19 protein-coding genes are annotated in these 21,700 nt (G+C 72.1%); 11 read left to right on the top strand and 8 right to left on the bottom strand.

Annotation, left to right across the window (positions count from 1 at the left end; genetic code table 11):
• Positions 1-25 precede the first annotated feature (25 nt).
• The 3 genes from ACIGXW_RS27275 to ACIGXW_RS27265 are packed head-to-tail and all read left to right on the top strand — an operon-like array spanning position 26 to position 3,178.
• Positions 26-1,315, top strand: a complete 1,290-nt coding sequence (locus ACIGXW_RS27275) for a DUF2092 domain-containing protein (RefSeq protein ID WP_071964070.1) — start codon at positions 26-28, stop codon at positions 1,313-1,315.
• A gap of 32 nt (positions 1,316-1,347) precedes the next feature.
• Complete coding sequence (locus ACIGXW_RS27270; protein WP_399575374.1) at positions 1,348-2,310, top strand: ATP-binding cassette domain-containing protein; 963 nt, start codon at positions 1,348-1,350, stop codon at positions 2,308-2,310.
• A complete protein-coding gene (locus ACIGXW_RS27265) occupies positions 2,297-3,178 on the top strand; it encodes an ABC transporter permease (RefSeq protein WP_071964068.1) in 882 nt (293 codons plus the stop codon). Before ACIGXW_RS27270 ends, ACIGXW_RS27265 begins: the two co-directional genes overlap by 14 nt.
• Positions 3,179-3,244: 66 nt before the next feature.
• On the opposite strand, the gene ACIGXW_RS27260 is transcribed toward ACIGXW_RS27265, so the two are convergent.
• The 8 genes from ACIGXW_RS27260 to ACIGXW_RS27225 all read right to left on the bottom strand — a co-directional run bounded on the left by ACIGXW_RS27260 (position 3,245) and on the right by ACIGXW_RS27225 (position 14,715).
• Entirely contained in the window at positions 3,245-4,600 is a 1,356-nt protein-coding gene (locus ACIGXW_RS27260) for a M28 family metallopeptidase (protein ID WP_399575373.1), read from the bottom strand.
• 111 nt (positions 4,601-4,711) lie between these two features.
• Positions 4,712-5,776: an EamA family transporter RarD gene (gene rarD, locus ACIGXW_RS27255; RefSeq protein WP_399575372.1), complete on the bottom strand. Its 1,065-nt coding sequence runs from the start codon at positions 5,774-5,776 to the stop codon at positions 4,712-4,714.
• A gap of 36 nt (positions 5,777-5,812) precedes the next feature.
• Complete coding sequence (locus ACIGXW_RS27250; protein WP_399575371.1) at positions 5,813-7,780, bottom strand: APC family permease; 1,968 nt, start codon at positions 7,778-7,780, stop codon at positions 5,813-5,815.
• A 127-nt stretch (positions 7,781-7,907) separates the two neighbouring features.
• Entirely contained in the window at positions 7,908-8,978 is a 1,071-nt protein-coding gene (locus ACIGXW_RS27245) for a 2-oxoacid:ferredoxin oxidoreductase subunit beta (RefSeq protein WP_399575370.1), read from the bottom strand.
• Positions 8,971-10,920: a 2-oxoacid:acceptor oxidoreductase subunit alpha gene (locus tag ACIGXW_RS27240; protein ID WP_399575369.1), complete on the bottom strand. Its 1,950-nt coding sequence runs from the start codon at positions 10,918-10,920 to the stop codon at positions 8,971-8,973. The genes ACIGXW_RS27245 and ACIGXW_RS27240 overlap by 8 nt, the downstream gene beginning before the upstream one ends.
• A gap of 269 nt (positions 10,921-11,189) precedes the next feature.
• Positions 11,190-11,849: a response regulator transcription factor gene (locus ACIGXW_RS27235; protein ID WP_071964098.1), complete on the bottom strand. Its 660-nt coding sequence runs from the start codon at positions 11,847-11,849 to the stop codon at positions 11,190-11,192.
• Positions 11,850-11,998: 149 nt separating this feature from the next.
• Positions 11,999-13,351, bottom strand: a complete 1,353-nt coding sequence (locus tag ACIGXW_RS27230; RefSeq protein ID WP_399575368.1) for a sensor histidine kinase — start codon at positions 13,349-13,351, stop codon at positions 11,999-12,001.
• 149 nt (positions 13,352-13,500) lie between these two features.
• The gene (locus ACIGXW_RS27225) at positions 13,501-14,715 is read right to left on the bottom strand and encodes a sensor histidine kinase (protein ID WP_071964061.1); all 1,215 of its coding nucleotides are present in this window, start codon (positions 14,713-14,715) and stop codon (positions 13,501-13,503) included.
• 172 nt (positions 14,716-14,887) lie between these two features.
• On the opposite strand from ACIGXW_RS27225, the gene ACIGXW_RS27220 reads away from it, so the two are divergent.
• The 8 genes from ACIGXW_RS27220 to ACIGXW_RS27185 are packed head-to-tail and all read left to right on the top strand — an operon-like array spanning position 14,888 to position 21,699.
• On the top strand, positions 14,888-15,304 hold the full coding sequence (locus ACIGXW_RS27220; protein WP_071964060.1) for an NADH-quinone oxidoreductase subunit A: 417 nt from the start codon (positions 14,888-14,890) through the stop codon (positions 15,302-15,304).
• A complete protein-coding gene (locus ACIGXW_RS27215; protein ID WP_399575367.1) occupies positions 15,295-15,906 on the top strand; it encodes an NADH-quinone oxidoreductase subunit B in 612 nt (203 codons plus the stop codon). The genes ACIGXW_RS27220 and ACIGXW_RS27215 overlap by 10 nt, the downstream gene beginning before the upstream one ends.
• Positions 15,903-17,237 carry an NADH-quinone oxidoreductase subunit C gene (locus tag ACIGXW_RS27210; RefSeq protein ID WP_399575366.1) on the top strand — a complete coding sequence of 445 codons (1,335 nt, stop codon included), beginning with the start codon at positions 15,903-15,905 and terminating at the stop codon, positions 17,235-17,237. The genes ACIGXW_RS27215 and ACIGXW_RS27210 overlap by 4 nt, the downstream gene beginning before the upstream one ends.
• Positions 17,234-18,205: a complex I subunit 1 family protein gene (locus ACIGXW_RS27205; RefSeq protein ID WP_071964462.1), complete on the top strand. Its 972-nt coding sequence runs from the start codon at positions 17,234-17,236 to the stop codon at positions 18,203-18,205. Before ACIGXW_RS27210 ends, ACIGXW_RS27205 begins: the two co-directional genes overlap by 4 nt.
• Positions 18,205-18,780, top strand: a complete 576-nt coding sequence (locus tag ACIGXW_RS27200) for a NuoI/complex I 23 kDa subunit family protein (RefSeq protein WP_399575365.1) — start codon at positions 18,205-18,207, stop codon at positions 18,778-18,780. The genes ACIGXW_RS27205 and ACIGXW_RS27200 overlap by 1 nt, the downstream gene beginning before the upstream one ends.
• Positions 18,777-19,346 carry an NADH-quinone oxidoreductase subunit J gene (locus ACIGXW_RS27195; RefSeq protein ID WP_071964464.1) on the top strand — a complete coding sequence of 190 codons (570 nt, stop codon included), beginning with the start codon at positions 18,777-18,779 and terminating at the stop codon, positions 19,344-19,346. Before ACIGXW_RS27200 ends, ACIGXW_RS27195 begins: the two co-directional genes overlap by 4 nt.
• Positions 19,346-19,711 carry an NADH-quinone oxidoreductase subunit NuoK gene (nuoK, locus tag ACIGXW_RS27190; protein WP_071964465.1) on the top strand — a complete coding sequence of 122 codons (366 nt, stop codon included), beginning with the start codon at positions 19,346-19,348 and terminating at the stop codon, positions 19,709-19,711. Before ACIGXW_RS27195 ends, nuoK begins: the two co-directional genes overlap by 1 nt.
• A complete protein-coding gene (locus ACIGXW_RS27185; protein ID WP_399575364.1) occupies positions 19,708-21,699 on the top strand; it encodes an NADH-quinone oxidoreductase subunit L in 1,992 nt (663 codons plus the stop codon). Before nuoK ends, ACIGXW_RS27185 begins: the two co-directional genes overlap by 4 nt.
• Position 21,700: the final 1 nt, after the last annotated feature.

Raw genomic sequence — 21,700 nt, 5'->3', positions numbered from 1 at the left:
GCCGCCGACGACGGAGGTAGAGCACATGTCACGGATCCATCCGACACCGGGCACCGACGGGGCCGACGGTACGGGCGAGGGCGGCGCGTCCCGGGCGGCCACGGGCCGCCGCAAGGCCGTCCGTTACGCGGTACCGGTCGCGGTGGCCGGCATCGCCGCCGCCACGATCGGCATCGGCTCGGCGCTCGCCAGCACCGGCGACCCGGACCTGCCCAGGATCAGCGCGCAGGACCTCATAGCCAAGATGGCCGCGTCCGACACCCAGCAGATGTCCGGCTCGGTCAAGATCACCACCGATCTGGGGCTGCCCTCGATGCCCTCGGGCTTCGGCCTGGACGGCGGCAGCGGCGGCAAGAAGGATGGCCCGGCGCCCTCCCCGGAGTCCAAGCTGACCTCCCTGTTCTCCGGCACCCACACGCTGCGCATGGCTGTCGACGGCCCCGACAGGCAGCGCCTGTCGCTCGTCGAGCGCGCCGCCGAGTACAGCGTCATCCACAACGCCGGCGAGGTCTGGGCGTACGACAGCGCCAGCAACACCGCCGTCCACTCCAAGGCGCCCCGGGGCAAGGGCGCCGACGGTGCGCACAAGCCCTCCGGCGAGCTGCCGAAGGACCTGGCCGGCGCCTCGCCGCAGGAGCTGGCCAAGAAGGTCGTCGAGGCCGCTGACTCCTCGACGACGATGACCGTCGACGGCACGGCCAAGGTGGCCGGCCGGGACGCCTACCAGCTGGTGATCAAGCCGAAGCAGGCCGAGTCCACGGTCGGCTCGGTGCGGATCGCGATCGACGCCAAGAACGGCGTGCCGCTGAAGTTCACGCTCGCCCCGAAGAGTGGCGGCAAGGCGGTCGTCGACGCGGCCTTCACCAAGGTCGACTTCGGCAAGCCGGGCGCGGACACCTTCTCCTTCACCCCGCCCAAGGGCGCCAAGGTGACCGAGGGCGACGCCAAGGGCGCCCCGTCCGCCGACCGCGACCGCAAGGGCAAGCTGCCCGAGGCGCTGGGCCTGCCCGGCACCGGCGGCGGCGAGCCGAAGGTCACCGGCGAGGGCTGGGCCTCCATCGCCGCCTTCGACGCGGGCAAGGACGCCGGCGGCGCCCTGTCCGGCAAGGGCAAGAGCGCGGGCAAGGCGGCCGGCAAGAACGGCGACGCCGCGGCGCTGCTGGACAGCTTCGGCTCCAAGGTCTCGGGCGACTTCGGCTCCGGCCGCGTCTTCAGCACCCGGATCGTCAACGCCCTGATGACGGACGACGGCAAGGTCTACATCGGCGCCGTCTCCAAGGACGCACTGGTCAAGGCGGCGAACGCGGCCAAGTAGGCCCGCGGCGCAGCCGGTATGGGGGGAATGGGATGCAGGAGCCGTCCGCCGCCACGGAAGCGGTGATCGCCACGCGTGGGCTCACCAAGCGCTACGGCGGCGGGCAGCTCGCGGTCGACGGGCTCGACCTCGTCGTGCCCCGCGGCAGCGTCTTCGGCTTCCTCGGCCCCAACGGGTCGGGGAAGACCACCACCATCCGGATGCTCATGGGCCTGATCGAGCCCACCTCCGGCAGCGCCCGGGTGCTCGGCGAGGAGATGCCGCGCGCCGTGCGGCGGGTGCTGCCCAGGGTCGGGGCCCTGATCGAGGGCCCCGCGCTCTACGGCTTCCTCACCGGCCGCGACAACCTCCTGCGGTTCGACGCCGCCGACCCGCGGGCCGACCCCCGCACCCGCGCGGCCAGGGTGGCCGTCGCCCTGGAGCGGGTGGGGCTCACGGGCGCCGCGGGAAAGAAGGCGCGGGCGTACTCCCTGGGCATGAAGCAGCGCCTGGGGCTGGCCGCCGCCCTGCTCCAGCCCCGCGAGCTGCTGGTCCTCGACGAGCCGACCAACGGTCTCGACCCCCAGGGCATGCGCGAGATCCGCTCCCTGGTGCGCGGCCTCGCCGCGGAGGGCACCACCGTCTTCCTCTCCTCCCACCTCCTCGACGAGATCGAGCAGGTCTGCACGCACGCCGCCGTCATGGCCCGGGGCCGGCTCCTGACCCAGGGCCCCGTCGCCGAGCTGGCCTCCTCCACCCGCGGCCGGCTGACCGTCACCACCCCCGACACGGCGGACGCCGTCCGCGTCCTCAAGGAGCATGGAGTGAACGACCTGGCGGTCCTCGACGACCGCGTGAGCGGAGAGCTCCCGGCCGGGGAGGCCGTGGAGCTCGCCGACCTCAACGCCGCGCTCGTCCGGGCGGGCGTGCGCGTACGGGCCTTCGGCACCGAGCGGGCCTCCCTGGAGGACGCCTTCGTCGCCCTGACCGGGGAGGGCTTCGATGTCGCGGGCTGAGCCGGCCGGCGTGGCCGGGGGCCGCGCTCCGAGCCCGCTGTGGGCGCTGTCCCTCTTCCGCAGCGAGATCACCACCGTCTTCCGCCGCTGGCGCACCCTCGCCCTGCTCGGGGTGCTGGCCGCCGTGCCGGTGCTGGTGGGCATCGCGGTGAAGGTCCACACCGGCGACGGCGGCGCGGCCGGCCACGGGGGCGGCGGCCCGGCCTTCATCAGCCAGGTCACCAACAACGGCCTCTTCCTGGTCTTCACCTCGCTCGCCGCGACCCTGCCGTTCTTCCTGCCGATGGCCATCGGAGTGGTCGCCGGCGACGCCATCGCGGGCGAGGCGGGCTCCGGCACGCTGCGCTATCTGCTCGTGGCGCCCGCAGGGCGGACCAGGCTGCTGCTCGCCAAGTTCACCTCGGTCGTCGCCTTCTGCTGCGCCGCCACGCTCGTCGTCGCCCTCTCGGCGCTGGCGGTGGGCGCGCTGCTCTTCCCGGTCGGCGAGGTCACGCTGATCAGCGGTACGACGGTGCCGTTCACGGAGGGGCTGCTGCGCATGCTGCTGGTCGCGGCGGTGGTGGCGGCCTCGCTGACCGGCCTCGCGGCGCTGGGTCTGTTCGTCTCCACGCTCACCGGCAGCGGCATCGCCGCGATGGCCACGACGGTGGGGCTGCTGATCACGGTCCAGATCCTCGACCAGTTCCCGCAGCTGAGCGCCGTCCAGCCCTATCTCTTCCCGCACTACTGGCTCAGCTTCGCGGACCTGCTGCGCGACCCGGTCTACTGGGACCAGCTGCTGCGCAATCTGGGCCTGCAGGCGCTGTACGTGGCGGTGTTCGGCTCGGCGGCGTGGGCGCGCTTCACGACGAAGGACGTCACGGCCTGAGCCGATGCCGGGCGGGCCCTCGCAGGGCCCGCCTGGCATGCTGCGCTTCCCCGGGTGACGCCGGGGCTAGAAGGTGAGCTTCCAGCCGTTGATGCTGCCGGTGTCCTGGGCCGCGACGTCCTGGACGCGAAGCTTCCAGGTCCCGTTCGCCGGCTCGGCCGAGGCGTCGACCGTGTACGTGGCCACGACGTTCGCGGCCGAGTCGTTGCTGCTCGAGTCCTTCAGCCGGTAGCTGCGGTTGCTCGGCCCGACGAGGTCGACGACCAGGTCACCGCGGTAGCTGTGCTTGATGTCGACCCCGGCCTTGAGCGCCTTGGGCGCGTTGCCCGTCACACCGCTGACGGTGATCGGGGACTCGACGGCCGCGCCCGCGTCGGGGATGGCGACCGCCGACTTGCTCTCGAAGATCTTTCCACCGGGCGTGGTGGAGCCGCCGCTCAGCGTCCAGATGGCGTGCGCGATGGCGTCGCTGTTGTTGTCGAGCGCGGTGTCGTTGATGTTCGCCGTGGTGTCGCAGGAGGAGTGGTAGCAGCGGTCGAACGGCTGGCCTGCCGTGCCGCCCCACTTGGCCGCCTGCGAGGCCGTCTTGGTGTAGTCGGCGCCGCTGAAGAGACCGCCGACCGCGACGCCCGCGTTCTTGAAGGGCGCGTGGTCCGAGCGGCCGTCGCCCTCGGTCTCGATCTCGGTCTGGATGTTCCGGGTGGCGAAGAAGTCCTTGAAGACGCCCTCCAGCTTGGTGTCGTCGTCGTAGACGAAGTAGCCGGGGTTGGGCGAGCCGATCATGTCGAAGTTCAGATAGGCGTCGATCTTCTGGCGCTCGGTGGCGGGCAGCTGCCGCACGTAGTTCTGCGAGCCGACCAGGCCCAGCTCCTCGGCTCCCCACCAGGCGAACCGCAGGTGCTTGTCGGGCTTGTAGCCCTGCTTGGCGACGGTGAGGGCGGCCTCGAGGATGCCGGCGGACCCCGAGCCGTTGTCGTTGATCCCGGCGCCCCGGGAGACCGAGTCGAGGTGGGCTCCGGCGAAGACGACGTGGTTCGCGTCGCCGCCGGGCCAGTCGGCGATGAGGTTGTAGCCGACGGCGCCGTTCGAGGTGAACTGCTGGACGGTGGTGGTGAAGCCGGCGGCGTCCAGCTTGCCCTTCACATAGTCGATCGAGGCCTTGTAGCCGCTGCGGCCGTGCGCGCGGTTGCCGCCGTTGGCGGTGGCTATCGACTGCAGTTGATTGAGATGCGCCTTGACGTTGGCGACGGATATGTCGGGTGCCGCGGCGCTCTTGGCGTGGGCGACCGCGGCGGTGGGAACCGCGTGCGCCGGGACGGAGGAGACGCCGAGCAGGGTGGCCGTGACGGCTGCGCCGGTGGCGAGCAGGGCGGCGGTCCGTCGAGATCTTCGCGGCAGGGTGGGTCCGTTGAGTTCAAGCATGGGGGGCTCCCAACTCCATTTGACGTGGCCATGATGTTGAGGGCCCCCTGAAACTCCGTCAAGGGTGGATTTCGGACACCGAACACCGCTTTCCGGATATCGGGCGCAGGCTCAATTGGGCTGAGCTGTGGCTTCTGTTGCCTGCGGGGCAATTGTGTTTTCTGTGTTACCAATGGCCGCCCGCTCCTGAGCGGCCCTCAGCTCCACCCGAGCGTGACGGGCCGTACGCAGCGCGTCCCAGGTCAGCATCGCCAGCGCCAGCCAGACCAGCGCGAAGCCCGCCCACCGCTCGGCCGGCATCGCCTCGTGGAAGACCGCCAGGCCCAGCGCGAACTGGAAGACGGGAGCGAGGTACTGCAGCATGCCGATCACCGACAGCGGCAGCCGCACGGCCGCCGCGCCGAAGGAGATCAGCGGCAGCGCGGTGATGACGCCGGTGCCCAGCAGGAGCGCCATGTGCCCGGCGCCCTCGGCGGCGAAGGTGGACTCGCCCCGGGCGCCCAGGAAGAGCAGCAGTCCCAGCGCGGGCAGGAACTGCACGGCCGTCTCGGCGGCCATCGACTCCAGGCCGTCCAGCCCGACCTTCTTCTTGACGAGGCTGTACGTGCTGAACGTGGCCGCGATCGCGAGGGCGATCCACGGCGGCTTGCCGTAACCGACGGCCAGCACGACGACGGCCGCCACGCCGACCCCCACCGCGGCCCACTGCGCCGGGCGCAGCCGCTCGCGCAGCACCAGGACGCCGAGGGCGATGGTGACGAGGGGGTTGATGAAGTACCCCAGGGACGTCTCCACCACATGGCCGGCGTTCACGGCCCAGATGTAGATCCCCCAGTTCGTGGAGATGACCAGCGCGCCGAGCGCCACCATCGCGAGGCGCCCGGGCTGCCGCAGCAGCGGGCGTATCCAGCCCCAGCGCCGCGTCACGGCCAGCACGATCACGACGGCGGCCAGCGACCAGACCATGCGGTGCGCGAGTATCTCCAGCGCGCCGGCCGGTTCCAGCAGCGGCCAGTAGAGGGGGAACAGCCCCCAGATTCCATAGGCCAGAACGCCGCACACCAGCCCGGTGCGGGTCTCGTTCCTCGACTTCTGCGGCTCCACGTGTTTCCTCCCAGGGGCGCCGATGCCCACGACGACCTTGCGAAGGTAACGCCGCACCCACGCATGTGTCATACGCGTATCGCATGACGGTCATGACAGGGGGTGCGGTCAGCCGGCGGAGCGCCCCGAGGCGCGCAGCCGTTCGATGGCCGTCGCGACGTCGAACGGAAGGATCGTCACGGCGACGTTCGGCAGCTGTTCCAGCGTCTTCGCCATCTGCTCGCCGGTGTCCCGGTGCAGGAGCCGGCCCATCGGGAGCGTGTACGTGCGGCGCGGAATCAGCAGGGTCAGGGCGGTCGTGCCGCCGGCCGTCACCCGGGCGGCCAGGGAGGCCACGGCGTGGCGCAGCCGGCGGTCGGGGCAGTCGACGAGCTCCAGGGGGACGGTCGTGCCCGCGGACGCGTCCCAGCGCTCGACCAGGTGCCGGGCCCGCGCCTCGTCGATGACGATGTGCACCGCCCGCACCTCGTCGGGCCGCAGCTCGTGCGCGTACCGCAGCGCCTTGACCGCGGCGAGGTCCAGGTTCTCGACGAGGACGTACACGACGTGGCGGCGCCAGTGCGGCCGGTCCGAGGTGTACGCGGGGACGTTCTCCAGGGCCGCGGCCTCCTCCCGGTACTCGCGGTTGATGCGGATCAGGGCCCACACCCCGAGCGGGAAGACCACCACGACCAGCCACGCCCCCTCGGTGAACTTCGTGATGGCGAAGACCACGACCACCAGCGCCGAGACCACGGCGGCCACCAGGTTCACCGCGATCTTCCAGTGGCTCTCCCGGCGCCGCCAGTAGTGGGCGCTCATGCCGGCCGCGGCCATCGTGAAGCCGGTGAAGACGCCGATGGCGTACAGCGCGACGAGCTTGTCGACGTTGGCGCCCGTCGCCAGCAGCAGCGCCAGCGAGACGACCGTGAGCCAGATGATGCCGCTGGAGAAGGTGAGCCGGTGGCCGCGCCGGGTCAGCTGCCGGGGCAGGAAGCGGTCCTCGGCGACGAAGCTGGCGAGGAAGGGGAAGCCGGTGAAGGGCGTGTTGGCGCCCGTGTAGAGGATGAGGGCCGTGGCCAGCTGGACGTACACGAGCCCGGCGGTCCCCGGCCAGCCGTGGCCGAAGACCAGGTGGGCCTCCTGGGCGATGACGGTCGGGTTGCCGTCCACGTAGGGAATGGCGTGCGTGTAGTGGGCCAGCGTGGAGACGCCCAGCACCATGACGCCCAGGACGCAGCTCATGACGGTCAGGGTGCGGCGGGCGTTGACGCCCTGGGGGCGGCGGAACGCGGAGACGCTGTTGGAGATCGCCTCCAGGCCCGTCAGCGAGGAGCCGCCGTTCGCGAACGCACGCAGCACCATGAACAGCGATACCCCGTACAGCCAGCCGGAGCCCGGCGAGCCGAGCGGCACGGCCCCCGGCGCGTGGACGTCCGCGTGCGGCAGCCCGCCGTTCAGGGCCCGGGCGAGACCGACGCCCAGCATCAGGGCGACCGCGAGCATGAACAGATACGCCGGCGCCGCGAACGTCCGCCCCGCCTCCCGCAGCCCGCGCAGGTTCCCGTACGCCAGCACCAGCACCACGCCCGCGGTGATGGGCAGCTTGAGGTGGTCGATGCCGGTGTAGCCCTTGCCGGTGAGGTGGGCGAGGGAGATCAGCGCGTCGGTGCCGGCGGCGGTCTGCACGGCGACCGTGACGATGTAGTCGACGAGCAGCGCCACCGCCGCGATCTGCGCCACGCGCGGGCCGAAGTTCTCCCGGGCGACGACGTACGAGCCGCCGGCGCGCGTGTAGACGGAGACGACGTCGCGGTAGGAGAGCGTCAGCAGGAGCAGGACGAACAGGATCGCGCCGGTCACCGGCATCAGCAGGGTGAACGCGGCGACCCCGGCCACCGGCACGAGGATGCGCAGCATCTCCTCGCTGCCGTACGCGGTGGAGGACATGCAGTCGGAGGCCAGGACGCCGAGCGCCATCGGGTTGGAGAGCTTCTCGCGGGAGAGTTGCTCGGTGACGAGCGGCGGGCCGAGGAGGAGTCGCTTGACGCGGTAGGCGAGCCGGTCGGGTACGACGACGGGTTCGGGGGCGGCCATATCCATATGAGAGCGGCTACCCCGCCGCCGGGCCGTCCGCCGCTCCGGCCGGACGGGATCTTTCCCTCGCCGGACGGGCTCGAATCGAGCCCGTCCGGCGTTTGAGGACGCCGCGCGCAGCGCGGTACTAGCCGACCACCGTCCAGGTGTCGCCGCCGGCCAGCAGCGCAGCAAGGTCACCCTTGCCGCGCTGCTCGATCGCCGCCTCCAGCTGGTCCGACATCAGCGTGTCGTACACCGGCCGGTCCACGCTGCGGAAGACGCCGATCGGCGTGTGGTGCAGCGTGTCGGGGTCGGCCAGCCGGGAGAGGGCGAAGGCGGTGGTGGGGGACGGGGAGTGGGCGTCGTGCACCAGGATCCCGGCCTCGTTCTCCTCCGTGACCTCGACGACCCTGAGGTCGCCGGTCAGCGTGTCGCGGACGACGCCCTTCGCGTCGTCCGCGCCGAAGCGGATGGGCCGGCCGTGCTCGAGGCGGATGACCGCCTCCTGCGCCCGCTGCTTGTCCTTGAGGGCCTCGAACGCGCCGTCGTTGAAGATGTTGCAGTTCTGGTAGATCTCGACGAGGGCCGTGCCGGGGTGGGCGGCGGCCTGGCGCAGGACCTCGGTGAGGTGCTTGCGGTCGGAGTCGACGGTGCGGGCGACGAACGAGGCCTCCGCGCCCAGCGCCAGCGAGACGGGGTTGAAGGGCGCGTCCAACGAGCCCATCGGCGTCGACTTGGTGATCTTCCCGACCTCGGAGGTGGGGCTGTACTGGCCCTTGGTCAGCCCGTAGATCCGGTTGTTGAACAGGAGGATCTTGAGGTTGACGTTGCGGCGCAGCGCGTGGATGAGGTGGTTGCCGCCGATGGACAGGGCGTCGCCGTCGCCGGTGACGACCCAGACCGACAGGTCGCGGCGCGAGGAGGCCAGGCCGGTGGCGATGGCGGGGGCACGGCCGTGGATGGAGTGCATCCCGTAGGTGTTCATGTAGTACGGGAAGCGGGAGGAGCAGCCGATGCCGGAGACGAAGACGATGTTCTCCTTCGCCAGGCCCAGTTCGGGCATGAAGCCCTGGACGGCGGCGAGGATGGCGTAGTCACCGCAGCCCGGGCACCAGCGCACCTCCTGGTCGGACTTGAAGTCCTTCATGGACTGCGCGGCCTCGGCCTTGGGGACGAGAGAAAGCGCTTCGATCGTCGTCTCGGTCGCTTCAGCCATGGTGGATGGCCTCCTTCAGCACATTGGCGAGCTGCTCGGCCTTGAACGGCATTCCGCTCACCTGGGTGTGGGAGCGGACGTCGATCAGGTATTTCGCTCGCAGCAGGGTGGCGAGCTGACCGAGATTCATCTCCGGTACGACCACCTTGTCGTAACGCCCCAGCGTCTCCCCGAGATTCCCGGGGAAGGGGTTGAGGTGGCGCAGATGGGCCTGGGCGACGCCGTCGCCCCCGGCGCGCACGCGCCGTACGGCCGCCGTGATCGGCCCGTAGGTCGAACCCCATCCCAGGACCAGGGTCGTCGCCGTGCCGGAGGGGTCGTCGACCTCGAGGTCCGGGACGGCGATGCCGTCGGTCTTGGCCTGCCGGGTGCGGACCATGAAGTCGTGGTTGGCCGGGTCGTAGGAGATGTTGCCGGTGCCGTCCTGCTTCTCGATGCCGCCGATGCGGTGCTCGAGGCCGGGCGTGCCGGGCACGGCCCACGGGCGGGCCAGGGTCTGCGGGTCGCGCTTGTACGGCCAGAAGACCTCGGTGCCGTCGGCCAGCTCGTGGTTGGGGCCGGATGCGAACTGCACCCTCAGGTCGGGCAGTTCGTCGACCTCCGGGACGCGCCAGGGCTCGGAGCCGTTGGCGAGGTAGCCGTCGCTCAGCAGGAAGACGGGCGTGCGGTAGGTGAGCGCGATGCGGGCCGCGTCCAGCGCCGCGTCGAAGCAGTCGGCCGGCGTCCTGGGGGCCACGATCGGGACCGGGGCCTCGCCGTTGCGCCCGTACATGGCCTGCAGCAGGTCGGCCTGCTCGGTCTTGGTGGGCAGGCCGGTGGAGGGGCCGCCGCGCTGGATGTCGACGATCAGCAGGGGCAGTTCGAGGGAGACCGCGAGCCCGATGGTCTCCGACTTCAGGGCCACGCCCGGGCCCGAGGTGGTGGTCACCGCCAGCGCGCCGCCGAAGGCCGCGCCCAGCGCCGCGCCGATGCCGGCGATCTCGTCCTCGGCCTGGAAGGTGCGCACGCCGAAGTTCTTGTGCTTCGACAGCTCGTGCAGGATGTCCGAGGCCGGGGTGATCGGGTACGAGCCGAGGTAGAGCGGCAGGTCCGCCTGGTGGGAGGCGGCGATCAGGCCGTAGGACAGGGCGAGGTTGCCGGAGATGTTGCGGTAGGTGCCGGGCGGGAAGGCGGCGGTGGCGGGGGCGACCTCGTAGGAGACCGCGAAGTCCTCCGTCGTCTCGCCGAAGTTCCAGCCCGCCCGGAAGGCGGCGACGTTCGCCTCCGCGATCTGCGGCTTCTTCGCGAACTTCTTGCGCAGGAACGACTCGGTGCTCCCGGTGGGCCGGTGGTACATCCACGACAGCAGGCCGAGCGCGAACATGTTCTTGCTGCGCTCCGCCTCCTTGCGGGAGAGGCCGAAGTCCTTGAGCGCCTCGATCGTCAGCGTCGTCAGCGGCACCGGGTGCACGTTGTACGCCGCCAGCGAGCCGTCCTCGAGGGGGTTGGCGTCGTAACCCACCTTGGCCATGGGGCGCTTGGTGAACTCGTCGGTGTTGACGATGATCTCCGCGCCGTGCGGTACGTCGCCCAGATTGGCCTTCAGGGCGGCCGGGTTCATGGCCACCAGGACGTTGGGCGCGTCACCGGGCGTGAGGATGTCGTGGTCCGCGAAGTGCAGCTGGAACGACGAGACGCCCGGGAGGGTGCCGGCGGGGGCACGGATCTCGGCGGGGAAGTTGGGCAGCGTCGAGAGGTCGTTGCCGAACGACGCGGTCTCGGAGGTAAAACGGTCTCCCGTGAGCTGCATGCCGTCACCGGAGTCACCCGCGAAACGGATGATCACCCGGTCGAGCCGGCGCACCTCCTTGGTGCCTGCGGGGGGCTCGGCCCCGGGCGCGGTCTGGCCGCGCTGATCGGCGGAATCGGCCTGCTCGGCCGGGCTGCTGACCTGGCTGGTCACTGCTTCGGACCTCCCTCATGGCGGCGCCGCGCACTCGGTGGCGCCGACCGGCGTTCCCCTGGCCATCGTACGTGGGCAAGGGTGGCCTTCACGGGAGGGATCAAGGGATAAACCGCAGGAGGTGCCCCTGATATGCCCTGCTTGTCATGGTTTAGCAGGCCCCAGGAGCCGCCTTTTGAAGGCGCCCGGCCGCCGGGGGCCCGCTCGTCCCTTGGGCGTGGGGCCCCGGCCGGGCTCGCCGTGGCCGGGGCCGGTCAGGTGATGAACCGTCAGGAACGCAGATAGGTCAGGACCGCGAGGACCCGCCGGTGGTCGCCGTCGCTCGGCGACAGGCCCAGCTTCAGGAAGATGTTGCTGACGTGCTTCTCCACCGCCCCGTCACTGACCACCAGCTGCTTGGCGATGGCGGAGTTCGTTCGTCCCTCGGCCATCAGGCCGAGGACCTCGCGCTCGCGCGGGGTGAGCCCGGCCAGCACGTCCTGCTTGCGGCTGCGGCCCAGCAGCTGGGCGACGACCTCGGGGTCCAGCGCGGTGCCGCCGCGGGCGACCCGGACCACCGCGTCCGCGAACTCGCGCACGTCCGCGACCCGGTCCTTCAGCAGATAGCCCACGCCCCGGCTGCTGCCGGCCAGCAGCTCCGTCGCGTACTGCTCCTCCACGTACTGCGAGAGCACCAGCACGCCCAGCTCGGGGTGGTCCCGGCGCAGCTGCACGGCCGCCCGCACGCCCTCGTCGGTGTGGGTCGGGGGCATGCGCACGTCCGCGACCACGACGTCAGGCAGGGCGCCCTCGGCGGCGAGCTCCTTGATGGACTTGATCAGCGCCTCCGCGTCGCCCACGCCCGCCACGACGTCGTGCCCGCGGTCGGTCAGCAGCCGGGTCAGGCCCTCCCGAAGCAGTACCGAATCCTCGGCGATGACCACCCGCACGCTGTCCTCCACGATCACGATCCACGGCCCCCTGACGACGCTGGCTTGACCCCGCACGGCGCGCGGGCGGTCCCAGCATCGCAGCATCCGGCCCCGGAGCGGGGCGCTCCGGGGCCGAAGGGGTGGGTGGCGGAAGAGAGGGGCGAGGGTCAGCCGCGCCAGGGCAGCTCCGCCGTCACGGTGGTCGGGCCGCCCGCCGGGGAGTCGACGAGCAGCAGCCCGTCGACGGAGTCCAGCCGCTCCGCCAGCCCGGCCAGCCCGCTGCCGGCGACGGTCGAGGCGCCGCCGTCGCCGTCGTCCCACACCTGGAGCATCAGCCGGTCCGCCGAGCGCCACACGTCCACGCGGGCGCTGCGGGCGCCGCTGTGCTTGCTGACGTTGCGCAGGAGCTCGGAGACGGTGAAGTAGGCGATGCCCTCGATCGCGGGCGCCGGGCGGGCCGGCAGGTCCACCTCGGCCCGCACCGGCACGGCGCTGCGCGCCACCAGCACCGACAGGGCCGGGCCCAGACCGCGGTCGGTGAGGATCGCCGGGTGGATGCCGCGGGCCAGGTCGCGCAGCTCCTTGAGGGCGAGCTTCACCTCGCCGTGGGCCTCGTCGACCATCTTCGCGGCCGCCTCCGGGTCCTGGAGCAGCTTCTCCTTCGCCAGCCCCAGGTCCACGGCGAGGGCGGACAGCCGCGCCTGGGCGCCGTCGTGCAGCTCGCGCTCGATGCGCCGCAGATCGGCGGCGGCGGTGTCCACGACCACCCCGCGGTCCTCCTCCAGCTCCCACACCCGCTCCGTCAGCCGCGAGGGCCCCAGCAGCCCCGTCACCAGCAGCCGGTCCACCTGCGTGACGCCCCGCAGCAGCCACGGCGTCACCAGCACCAGGACCAGGCCGACGGCGCTGGTGACCCCGATCTCGAAGGGGTTGTCGAGGTAGAGGGCGCGGCCGCTGTCGTCGCCGAACACCTGGATGCCCGGCTGGTCGCTGTACGTCGGCAGCGTCCACTGCCATACCGGGTAGAGGAACAGCGACCAGCTCAGCGACCCCGCCACCACGGCCAGAGTGAAGCCGAAGATCGCCCACGGCAGGTACAGCACCCCGTAGAGCAGGTGCCGCCAGGACGTCCCGTCCTTCAGGAACGCCGCCACCCAGCCCATCGGGCCGGCGCCCCCGTCCCTCCCGGGCCGGCGCCGGGGCCGTACGGGCGCCGGGGAGGCGACGTCCAGCCGCAGCAGCGCCCGGGCCCGCATCCGCTCGACCGCGCCCAGTCCGCGCGCCCCGGCGAGCGTGCCGGCCAGCACCGGCACCCCCAGGAAGGTGATCAGCAGGCCGACACCGAGGGAGGTCAGCGTGACGGCGTACGAGAACATGACGACCGCGACGGGCAGGCCCGTCAGGAGGTAGAGGAACTCGCGCCAGGTGCGGCCCTCCACGGGCGCGCGCAGCACGGCGGGCACCCGGTGGGACCGGGACGCCGTCACCGGCGCGTGGGGTGTTCCGTAGTCGATGGCCATGTCCTCGTCCTCGTCCGTCCTCGTCGTCCGGTGGCGGTGCCCGCCCGGTCTCTCCGGTTCCCTACAAGGCTCCTCGGCGGGCGGCTCCCGGACCATGCGGCGGGTCGGTGTCCTGGGGGTGGGGCTGTCCCCACCCCCAGGGACGGGTGCTACTCCGGCGTACGGTCCCGCCACGGCAGCTCCGCCGTGACGACGGTGGGGCCGCCGACGGGGGAGTCGACGACGAACACCCCGTCCACCGAGCCCAGCCGCTCCGCCAGCCCGGCCAGCCCGCTGCCGGAACCGGTCGTGGCACCGCCCTGGCCGTCGTCGCGGACCTGCAGCATCAGCCGGTCCCCGCGCCGCCACAGCTCGACGCCGGCCGTCCGGGCCCGGCTGTGCTTGCTGATGTTCTGCAGGAGCTCGGAGACGGTGAAGTAGGCGATGCCCTCGATCGCGGGCGCCGGGCGGGCCGGCAGGTCCACGGCCACCTTCACCGGGACCGTGCAGCGGCCCGCCAGCGACGACAGGGCCGCGTCCAGACCGCGGTCGGTCAGGATCGCCGGATGGATGCCGCGGGCCAGGTCGCGCAGCTCCTGGAGGGCGAGCTTCACCTCGCCGTGCGCCTCGTCGACCATCTTGGCCGCCGTCTCCGGGTCCTCCAGCAGCTTCTCCTTCGCCAGACCGAGACCCATGGCCAGGGCGACGAGCCGGGCCTGGGCGCCGTCGTGGAGGTCACGCTCGATGCGCCGCAGATCGGCGGCGGCCGTGTCCACGACCACCCCGCGGTCCTGCTCCAGCTCGGCGATCCGCCGCTCCAGCTCGCTCGACGGCGACAGCAGCCCGCGCACCATCGCCCGGTCCAGGTTCGTCAGACCCCGCGCGAGATGGCCCAGAACCGGCCACGCCACGAACAGCGCGACGAGAGTGACGGCGAACGTGAGAACACCCCATGGCAAACGGATGAACGAATACAGGGTGCTGCGCCACGCCACCGGGTCCTTCAACGTCGTCCACAGCCAGCCGAAGAACCCGCCGCCGCCCGCCTTGCGGCGCAGGTCGCGGGGGAGCGGGCTGGGCTCGTCGATCCGCACGCCCAGCAGAGCGCGCGCCCGGCGCCGCTCCATCCGGCCCAGCAGCCGCGCGCCCATCAGGCCGACCGCCAGCAGCGGCAGCCCCACGACCGTGATCGACAGCACCGCTCCCGCCCACAACCAGGTGGAGACGTAGACGAAGCCGAGCATCGACTCCGGCAGATTGATCAGGAGGTGCGCGATCTCCTTCCAGGTCCAGGAGCGGAAGGCGAAGTGGACGGGAGGCAGCCGGTCCTCGTCCTGGGGGCCGGCTTCACGGGCGATCGTGCCGGTCACGGTATGGGCGGTCATATCGCAAGCCTGCCCCGGGCGGCAGGGCCACCGCCATGGGGGTCATGGGTGCGGAAGGGTGGGGATATCCCCACCTCCGGCCGGGCAGCGCTGCTCACCCCGGGCGTGGCAGGGCCTAGACTCGCGTGCGTACAGATCGTCGAACAAACAGGACAGGGAGCGAGGGGCGGACGTGCCGGAGGCGACCGTGCGCACCAGGAGCGCCGATGTCCAGCTCGCGGCGGACTACTTCCACAGCTATACGGTGGTGGGACTGGTCGCCGTCGTCGGCGTACTCTTCGTCGCCGTGGCCTTCGGCGCCTCACGGCTGCTGAGGCCGGTGGTGCCGACGCCCGAGAAGCTGCTCACGTACGAGTGCGGGGTCGACCCCGTCGGCGAGGGCTGGGCGCACACGCAGGTGCGGTATTACGTCTATGCCTTCCTGTACGTGATCTTCGCGGTGGACTCGATCTTCCTGTTCCCGTGGGCGACGGTGTTCGCCGCTCCCGGCTTCGGCGGAGCGACGCTGGTGGAGATGTTCATCTTCCTCGGCTTCCTCGCCGTGGGCCTGTTGTACGCATGGAAGAAGGGCGTCCTCGAATGGACGTGACACCCGTGGACCTGCCCGAGCCCCGCCGCCTCGGGCCGCTGGCGCGCCTCGCCCCGGAGCCCATGAAGGTGGTCCTGAACTGGGGCCGCCGCTACAGCCTGTGGGTCTTCAACTTCGGCCTCGCCTGCTGCGCGATCGAGTTCATCGCCGCGTCCATGGCGCGCCACGACTTCATCCGCCTCGGCGTCATCCCCTTCGCGCCGGGCCCCCGCCAGGCCGACCTCATGATCGTCTCCGGCACGGTGACGGACAAGATGGCCCCGGCCGTGAAGCGGCTCTACGAGCAGATGCCCGAGCCGAAGTACGTCATCTCCTTCGGCGCCTGCTCGAACTGCGGCGGGCCCTACTGGGACTCGTACTCCGTGACCAAGGGCGTCGACCAGATCATCCCCGTGGACGTGTACGTACCGGGCTGCCCGCCGCGGCCCGAGGCGCTGCTGCAGGGAATCATCAAGCTTCAGGAGAAGATCGCGCGGGAGTCGCTGGGCGAGCGCTACTCGCAGCCGTCCGCGGCGGCACTGCGCAGCGGCCTGGTGACGCCGCCTCCGGCGCCGGATACGGCCTCGGCTGCGGCTCCGGCCGCGGAGGAGACGGACCGATGAGCGAGCCGACGACGCCGGACCTGCCGGAGCCCGAGCCCCAGCAGGCCGAGCCCCAGCCGGCCGTGGGCTGGCTGCCGGGCGGAGCCGCCGAGCTGTTCGGCGAGGGCGCGAGCGCCGAGGAGGCGTACGGCCTGCTCACGGTCGACGTCCCCGCCGAGTCCTGGATCACCGCGCTGGAGACCGCCCGGGACCGGCTCGGCTGCACGTTCTTCGACTGGCTGAGCGCCGTCGACGAGCCGGGTACGGGCTTCCGCGTGTGCGCGCACCTGGCCGCCCTGCCGGGTGGTGGGAACGACGTCCGCCGCCTGATCGTGCGCACCACGGTGCCGCACGACGCCCCGGCGCTGCCGACGGCCGTGGGCGTCTACGCCGGCGCGGCCTGGCACGAGCGCGAGACGCACGAGATGTTCGGCGTCGGCTTCACCGGCCACCCCCACCTGGTGCCGCTGCTGCTGCCCGAGGGCTTCGAGGGCCACCCGCTGCGCAAGGACTTCGTCCTCGCGGCCCGCGTGGTCAAGGCCTGGCCGGGCGCGAAGGAGCCGGGCGAGTCGGCGGAGGGCGGCCCCAAACGCCGCCAGATGCTTCCCCCGGGTGTCCCCGACCCCAACGAATGGGGCCCCCTCAAGGGCCAGCTCCCCCCGGCCCCCGCCCGCCCGGCCCGCACCCCCCGCGCCGCCGGTGCCGCCGGTGCCGCAGGCGCGGAGCGCCCGGTGCGGCGTGCGCGGAGCGTGGCGGAGGGCTCGGCCAGTCAGGCGGAGGGCGCGGCGGCTGCGCCGCGTCGTGCGCGGAGCGTGAGCGAGGGCTCGGCGAGCCAGCAGGGTGAGGGTGCGGCTCCCGCTCCGCGGCGTACGCGGTCCGCGAGCGAGGGTTCGGCGAGCCAGGCGACGGAGGGCGCGGCTGCTGCGCCGCGGCGTGCCCGTTCCGCGAGTGAGGGTTCGGCGAGCCAGCAGGGTGAGGGTGCGGCTCCCGCTCCGCGGCGTACGCGGTCCGCGAGCGAGGGTTCGGCCAGCCAGCAGGACACCGCCGGTCCTCGGGCCACGGGCTCCCGCCCGGCGCCCCGCTCGGCCGACGCCCCCTGGCACCACGCCGTACCGGCCTTCGACGAGACGTCCACGAAGCCGGAAGCCGAGCCCGAGCCCGCTCCTTCCCGCCGCGACGGCGACCAGCCGGCACGGCGGAGCCCGGCGGCGCCGAGCACCCCGATCCCCGAGGCCCCGGCCGAGCAGGCAGGCGAACCCGGCACCGCAGGCGAGTCTGGTCCCGCCGCCGAAGGCGGAAGCGGTGGCGAGCCCGACAACGACACGAACCCCGCCGGAGGCGAGCCCGCATGAGCAGCAGCGACACTCTCGACGTCGTCCTGCGACTGCTGGCCGTGTTCGTCGTCTTCCTCGTGCTGCCGCTCGTGATCGGACAGACCGAGCACAAGGTGATGGCCCACATGCAGGGCCGCCTCGGCCCGATGTACGCCGGTGGGTTCCACGGGTGGGCGCAGCTCGTCGCGGACGGTGTGAAGTTCGCGCAGAAGGAAGACATCGTGCCCGCGGGCGCGGACCGCAAGATCTTCCAGCTCGCGCCCGCCGTGGCGCTGCTGCCCTATCTGCTCGTCCTCCTGGCGATCCCGGTCGGGCCCGGCAACGCCGTCGGCCAGTTCATCGACGCCGGCATCTTCTTCGTCCTCGCCGTCATGGGCGTCGGCGTCCTCGGCTCGCTCATGGCCGGCTGGGCGTCGGCGAACAAGTTCTCCCTCCTCGGGGGCCTGCGGACCGCCGCCCAGCTGATGGCCTACGAGCTGCCGATGCTGCTCGCGGCGGCCTCCGTCGCCATGGCGGCGGGCACGGTGTCGCTGCCGGGCATCGTCGACGCCTTCCACTGGTGGTGGGTGCCGTGGCAGATCGTCGGCGGCGTCGTCTTCTTCACCGCCGGGCTCGCCGAGCTGCAGCGGCCGCCGTTCGACATGCCGGTCGCCGACTCGGAGATCATCTTCGGTGCGTACACCGAGTACACCGGCCTGCGCTTCGCGATGTTCCTCCTCGCCGAGTACGCCGGCATCGTGGTGCTGTGCGGTCTGACGACCGTGCTCTTCCTCGGCGGATGGCACGGCCCGTTCGGGGCCGAGGGACTCGGCTGGCTGTGGACGCTGCTCAAGACCGCGGTCCTGGCCTTCATCGTCATCTGGCTGCGCGTGACCTATCCGCGGCTGCGCGAGGACCAGCTGCAGAAGCTGGCCTGGACCGTCCTCATCCCCCTCGCCCTCGCGCAGATCGCGCTCACCGGCGTCGTCAAGGTGGTGACCCAGTAATGCCCATTCCCGGCTCCGGCCTGGCCAAGGGCCTCGCCGTCACCCTCCGCACGATGACCCGCCGCTCGGTCACCGCGCAGTACCCGGACGTCCAGCCCGAGCTGCCGCCCCGCACCCGGGGCGTCATCGGGCTGTTCGAGGAGAACTGCACGGTCTGCATGCTGTGCGCCCGCGAGTGCCCCGACTGGTGCATCTACATCGACTCCCACAAGGAGACGGTGCCCGCCGCCACCCCCGGCGGCCGCGAGCGCAGCCGCAACGTCCTCGACCGCTTCGCGATCGACTTCGCGCTGTGCATGTACTGCGGCATCTGCATCGAGGTGTGCCCCTTCGACGCACTGTTCTGGTCGCCGGAGTTCGAGTACGCCGAGACCGACATCCACGACCTCACCCACGAACGCGACAAGCTCCGCGAGTGGATGTGGACCGTGCCCGAGCCGCCCGCGCTCGACCCGGCGGCCGAGGAGCCGAAGGAGATCGCGACGGCCCGCAAGGCGGCCGAGAAGCTGGCCGCACAGGCGGAAGCGGCACAGGCGGAACAGCAGGAGAAGCAGGAGAAGGAGGGAGAGGCATGACCGGCACCGCAACGGCCGCCACCGCGCTCGCCGCGAACGCGCACGGATTCCTCTCCCCGACGGGCGTCGAGATCGCCTTCCTGCTCGTCGGCATCGTCACCCTCGGCGCGGCCGTCATCACCGTCACCACCAAGCAGCTGGTGCACGCGGCCCTCTGGCTCGTGGTGGCGCTCGGCGGGCTCGCCGTGGAGTACCTGCTGCTGACGGCGGAGTTCATCGCCTGGGTACAGGTGCTGATCTACGTCGGCTCCGTCGTGGTCCTCCTGCTGTTCGGGCTCATGCTCACCAAGGCCCCCATCGGCCGCTCCCCGGACGCCGACTCCGGCAACCGCCTGCCCGCCCTCGCCGTGGCGCTCGCCGCCGCGGCCGCACTGGTCTGGGTGGTCGTGGACGCCTTCCGCGCGACCTGGATCGGCCTCGACGGCGCGCCGCAGGGCACCACCAAGGTCTCCGGAGAGATCCTCTTCCGGCACTGGGTGCTGCCGTTCGAAGCCCTGTCCGTACTGCTGCTCGCCGCGCTCGTCGGCGCGATCGTCCTCTCCCGCAGGAAGAACGAGGAGCGCTGATGCATCTCGTCTACCCGGCCGTCCTCGCCGCCCTCCTCTTCTGCGTGGGCCTGTACGGCGTACTGGCCCGGCGCAACGCGATCCTCGTCCTGATGTCCGTCGAGCTGATGCTCAACGCCGTCAACCTCAACCTCGTCGCCTTCGACGTCTGGCTGCGCGACGAGCTCCACGCGGGCCAGGCGCTCACCCTCTTCACCATCGCCATCGCCGCCGCCGAGATCGGCATCGGCCTGGCCATCGTCCTGCTCGTCTACCGCAACCGCGGCACCGCGGACGTCGACCGCCTCCGCGACCTGAACGAGGACGCCCCCGAACCCGGAACCGAACGCGCAGACCGCGACGAGAAGGCCGAGGCCGCCGCGTGAGCACCACGACCACCGCCGTTCTCGTCCCCCTGCTGCCCTTCCTCGGCGCCGTCGCCGGACTGCTGCTCGGCCGCCGCGCGCCCGGGCTCGTCCGGCCCCTGGCCGTGCTCCCGACGCTCGCCGCCGCCGTCCTCGCGGCCGTCGTCGCCTGGCGGCAGGGCGGGGGCGGGACGCTGACCGCCGCCACCCGGCTCACCCCCACCGGGTCCGTGCCGATTGACCTCGCCCTGAACCTCGACGGCTTCGCCGTCCTGGTCGCCGTGCTCGTCGGCGTCGTCGCGACCTGTGTGCAGCTGTACTCGACCGCCTACCTGCGCAGCGACCCCCGCTACCCCTCCTACGCGGCGCTCGTCTCCCTCTTCACCTCCGCGATGCTGCTCGTCGTCTACTCCGGCGACCTGATGGTGCTGCTGGTCGGCTGGGAGATCATGGGCATCTGCTCGTACTTCCTCGTCGGCCACTACTGGGAGACCGAGGCCGCACGGGCCGCCTCCCTCAAGGCCTTCCTGGTCACCAAGCTCGGCGACGTCCCCTTCCTGATCGGCATCTTCGCGCTGGCCGCCGACGCCGGAACGTTCCGGATCAACGGCATCCTCACCGCCGCCTCCTCCGGCGGCATCGAGCACCCCACCCTCGTCGCGCTGCTGCTCCTCGCCGGAGTCGCCGGCAAGTCCGCGCAGTTCCCGCTGCACACCTGGCTGCCCGACGCGATGGCCGGCCCCACCCCGGTGTCCGCGCTGATCCACGCCGCGACGATGGTCGCGGCCGGCGTCTACTTCATCGCCCGGCTCCTGCCCGTCTTCACCGCCTCGGCGGCGGCCCTGGTCGTGCTCGCCGTGATGGCCGCGGTCACCATGGTCGGCTCCGCCCTCGCCGCCCTCGCCCAGGACGACATCAAGCGCGTCCTGGCCTACTCGACCGTCGGCCAGCTCGGCTACATGACCGGTGCCCTGGCCGTCGGCGACCGCGGCGCCGCCGTCTTCCACCTCGTCTCGCACGGCGCGTTCAAGGCACTCCTCTTCCTCGGGGCAGGCGTGATCATCCACGCCGCCGGCACCAACTCGCTCGCCGCGATGTCCCGCATGAACGGCCTCGCCAAGCGCATCCCCGACGCCTACTGGACGATGACCGTCGCCCTGCTCGCGCTCGCCGCCATCCCCCCCTTCAGCGGCTTCTTCTCCAAGGAAGCCGTCCTCGGCGCCGCCGAGCACGCCGCCACCGGCGACGGGCACGGCATCCCCGGCGCGGCGGGCTGGACCGTCCTGATCGCCGGCCTGGTCACCGCCCTCCTCACCGCCGGCTACGCCGCCCGCCTGTGGCTGCTCGCCTTCCACGGCAAGGGCGCCGAAGCCGCCGACCACGGCCGGGAACCCCTGGCCATGACCGCCGTGCTGTGGGTGCTCTTCCTGCCCACCGTCGCGCTCGGCCTGGCCGCCTGGAAGCTGCCCGACTGGTTCGACGGCGGCTCCCTGACCCCCACGCTCACCACCTCCGTCCTCTCCACCGGCTGTGCGCTCGCCGGCCTGATCGTCACGTACGCGGCCTGGCGCCGCGCCCGCGCGCTCACCGCCCGCACCCCGCTCGGCGCCGTGGCGGCCGACCCCGAGGGCGCGCCGTACGTCTCCGAGGAAGAGACCATCGCCTCCCACGAGGCCGCCTACGGCGGCATCGCGGGCGCCCCCGACCCCGCCGACCCCGGCCGGCTCCTCCTCGGCCCCCTGCACCGGCACGCCGTCAGCGGCTTCCACCTCGACGCCGTGTACCGGGTGCTCTTCGTCCGGCCCGTGCGCGACGCCGCCCGCCTCGCCCGCTTCCTCGACCGCGAGGTCGTCGAGGCGTACGTGCGCGGCGCGGGCACCGCCCCCCGCCTGCTCGGCGCGGCCGTCCGCCGCGCCCAGACCGGCAATGTGCAGACCTACCTCAGCGCCCTGCTCGCCGGCTCCGTCGTCCTGGCCGTCGCCGCCGTTCTCGTAGCCACCGGAGCCTGAC

Source organism: Streptomyces sp. NPDC053079 (assembly GCF_044546695.1).
Lineage (GTDB): Bacteria > Actinomycetota > Actinomycetes > Streptomycetales > Streptomycetaceae > Streptomyces.
This window is presented reverse-complemented; position numbering and strand designations above follow the sequence as displayed.

Bases quoted from the DNA above. Each gene is read 5' to 3' on its own strand.
- ACIGXW_RS27275 (WP_071964070.1), top strand. From the start codon at position 26: ATGTCACGGATCCATCCGACACCGGGCACCGACGGGGCCGACGGTACG.
- ACIGXW_RS27270 (WP_399575374.1), top strand. From the start codon at position 1,348: ATGCAGGAGCCGTCCGCCGCCACGGAAGCGGTGATCGCCACGCGTGGG.
- ACIGXW_RS27265 (WP_071964068.1), top strand. From the start codon at position 2,297: ATGTCGCGGGCTGAGCCGGCCGGCGTGGCCGGGGGCCGCGCTCCGAGC.
- ACIGXW_RS27260 (WP_399575373.1), bottom strand. From the start codon at position 4,600: ATGCTTGAACTCAACGGACCCACCCTGCCGCGAAGATCTCGACGGACC.
- rarD (WP_399575372.1), bottom strand. From the start codon at position 5,776: ATGACACATGCGTGGGTGCGGCGTTACCTTCGCAAGGTCGTCGTGGGC.
- ACIGXW_RS27250 (WP_399575371.1), bottom strand. From the start codon at position 7,780: ATGGCCGCCCCCGAACCCGTCGTCGTACCCGACCGGCTCGCCTACCGC.
- ACIGXW_RS27245 (WP_399575370.1), bottom strand. From the start codon at position 8,978: ATGGCTGAAGCGACCGAGACGACGATCGAAGCGCTTTCTCTCGTCCCC.
- ACIGXW_RS27230 (WP_399575368.1), bottom strand. From the start codon at position 13,351: ATGGCCATCGACTACGGAACACCCCACGCGCCGGTGACGGCGTCCCGG.
- ACIGXW_RS27225 (WP_071964061.1), bottom strand. From the start codon at position 14,715: ATGACCGCCCATACCGTGACCGGCACGATCGCCCGTGAAGCCGGCCCC.
- ACIGXW_RS27215 (WP_399575367.1), top strand. From the start codon at position 15,295: ATGGACGTGACACCCGTGGACCTGCCCGAGCCCCGCCGCCTCGGGCCG.
- ACIGXW_RS27210 (WP_399575366.1), top strand. From the start codon at position 15,903: ATGAGCGAGCCGACGACGCCGGACCTGCCGGAGCCCGAGCCCCAGCAG.
- ACIGXW_RS27205 (WP_071964462.1), top strand. From the start codon at position 17,234: ATGAGCAGCAGCGACACTCTCGACGTCGTCCTGCGACTGCTGGCCGTG.
- ACIGXW_RS27200 (WP_399575365.1), top strand. From the start codon at position 18,205: ATGCCCATTCCCGGCTCCGGCCTGGCCAAGGGCCTCGCCGTCACCCTC.
- ACIGXW_RS27195 (WP_071964464.1), top strand. From the start codon at position 18,777: ATGACCGGCACCGCAACGGCCGCCACCGCGCTCGCCGCGAACGCGCAC.
- nuoK (WP_071964465.1), top strand. From the start codon at position 19,346: ATGCATCTCGTCTACCCGGCCGTCCTCGCCGCCCTCCTCTTCTGCGTG.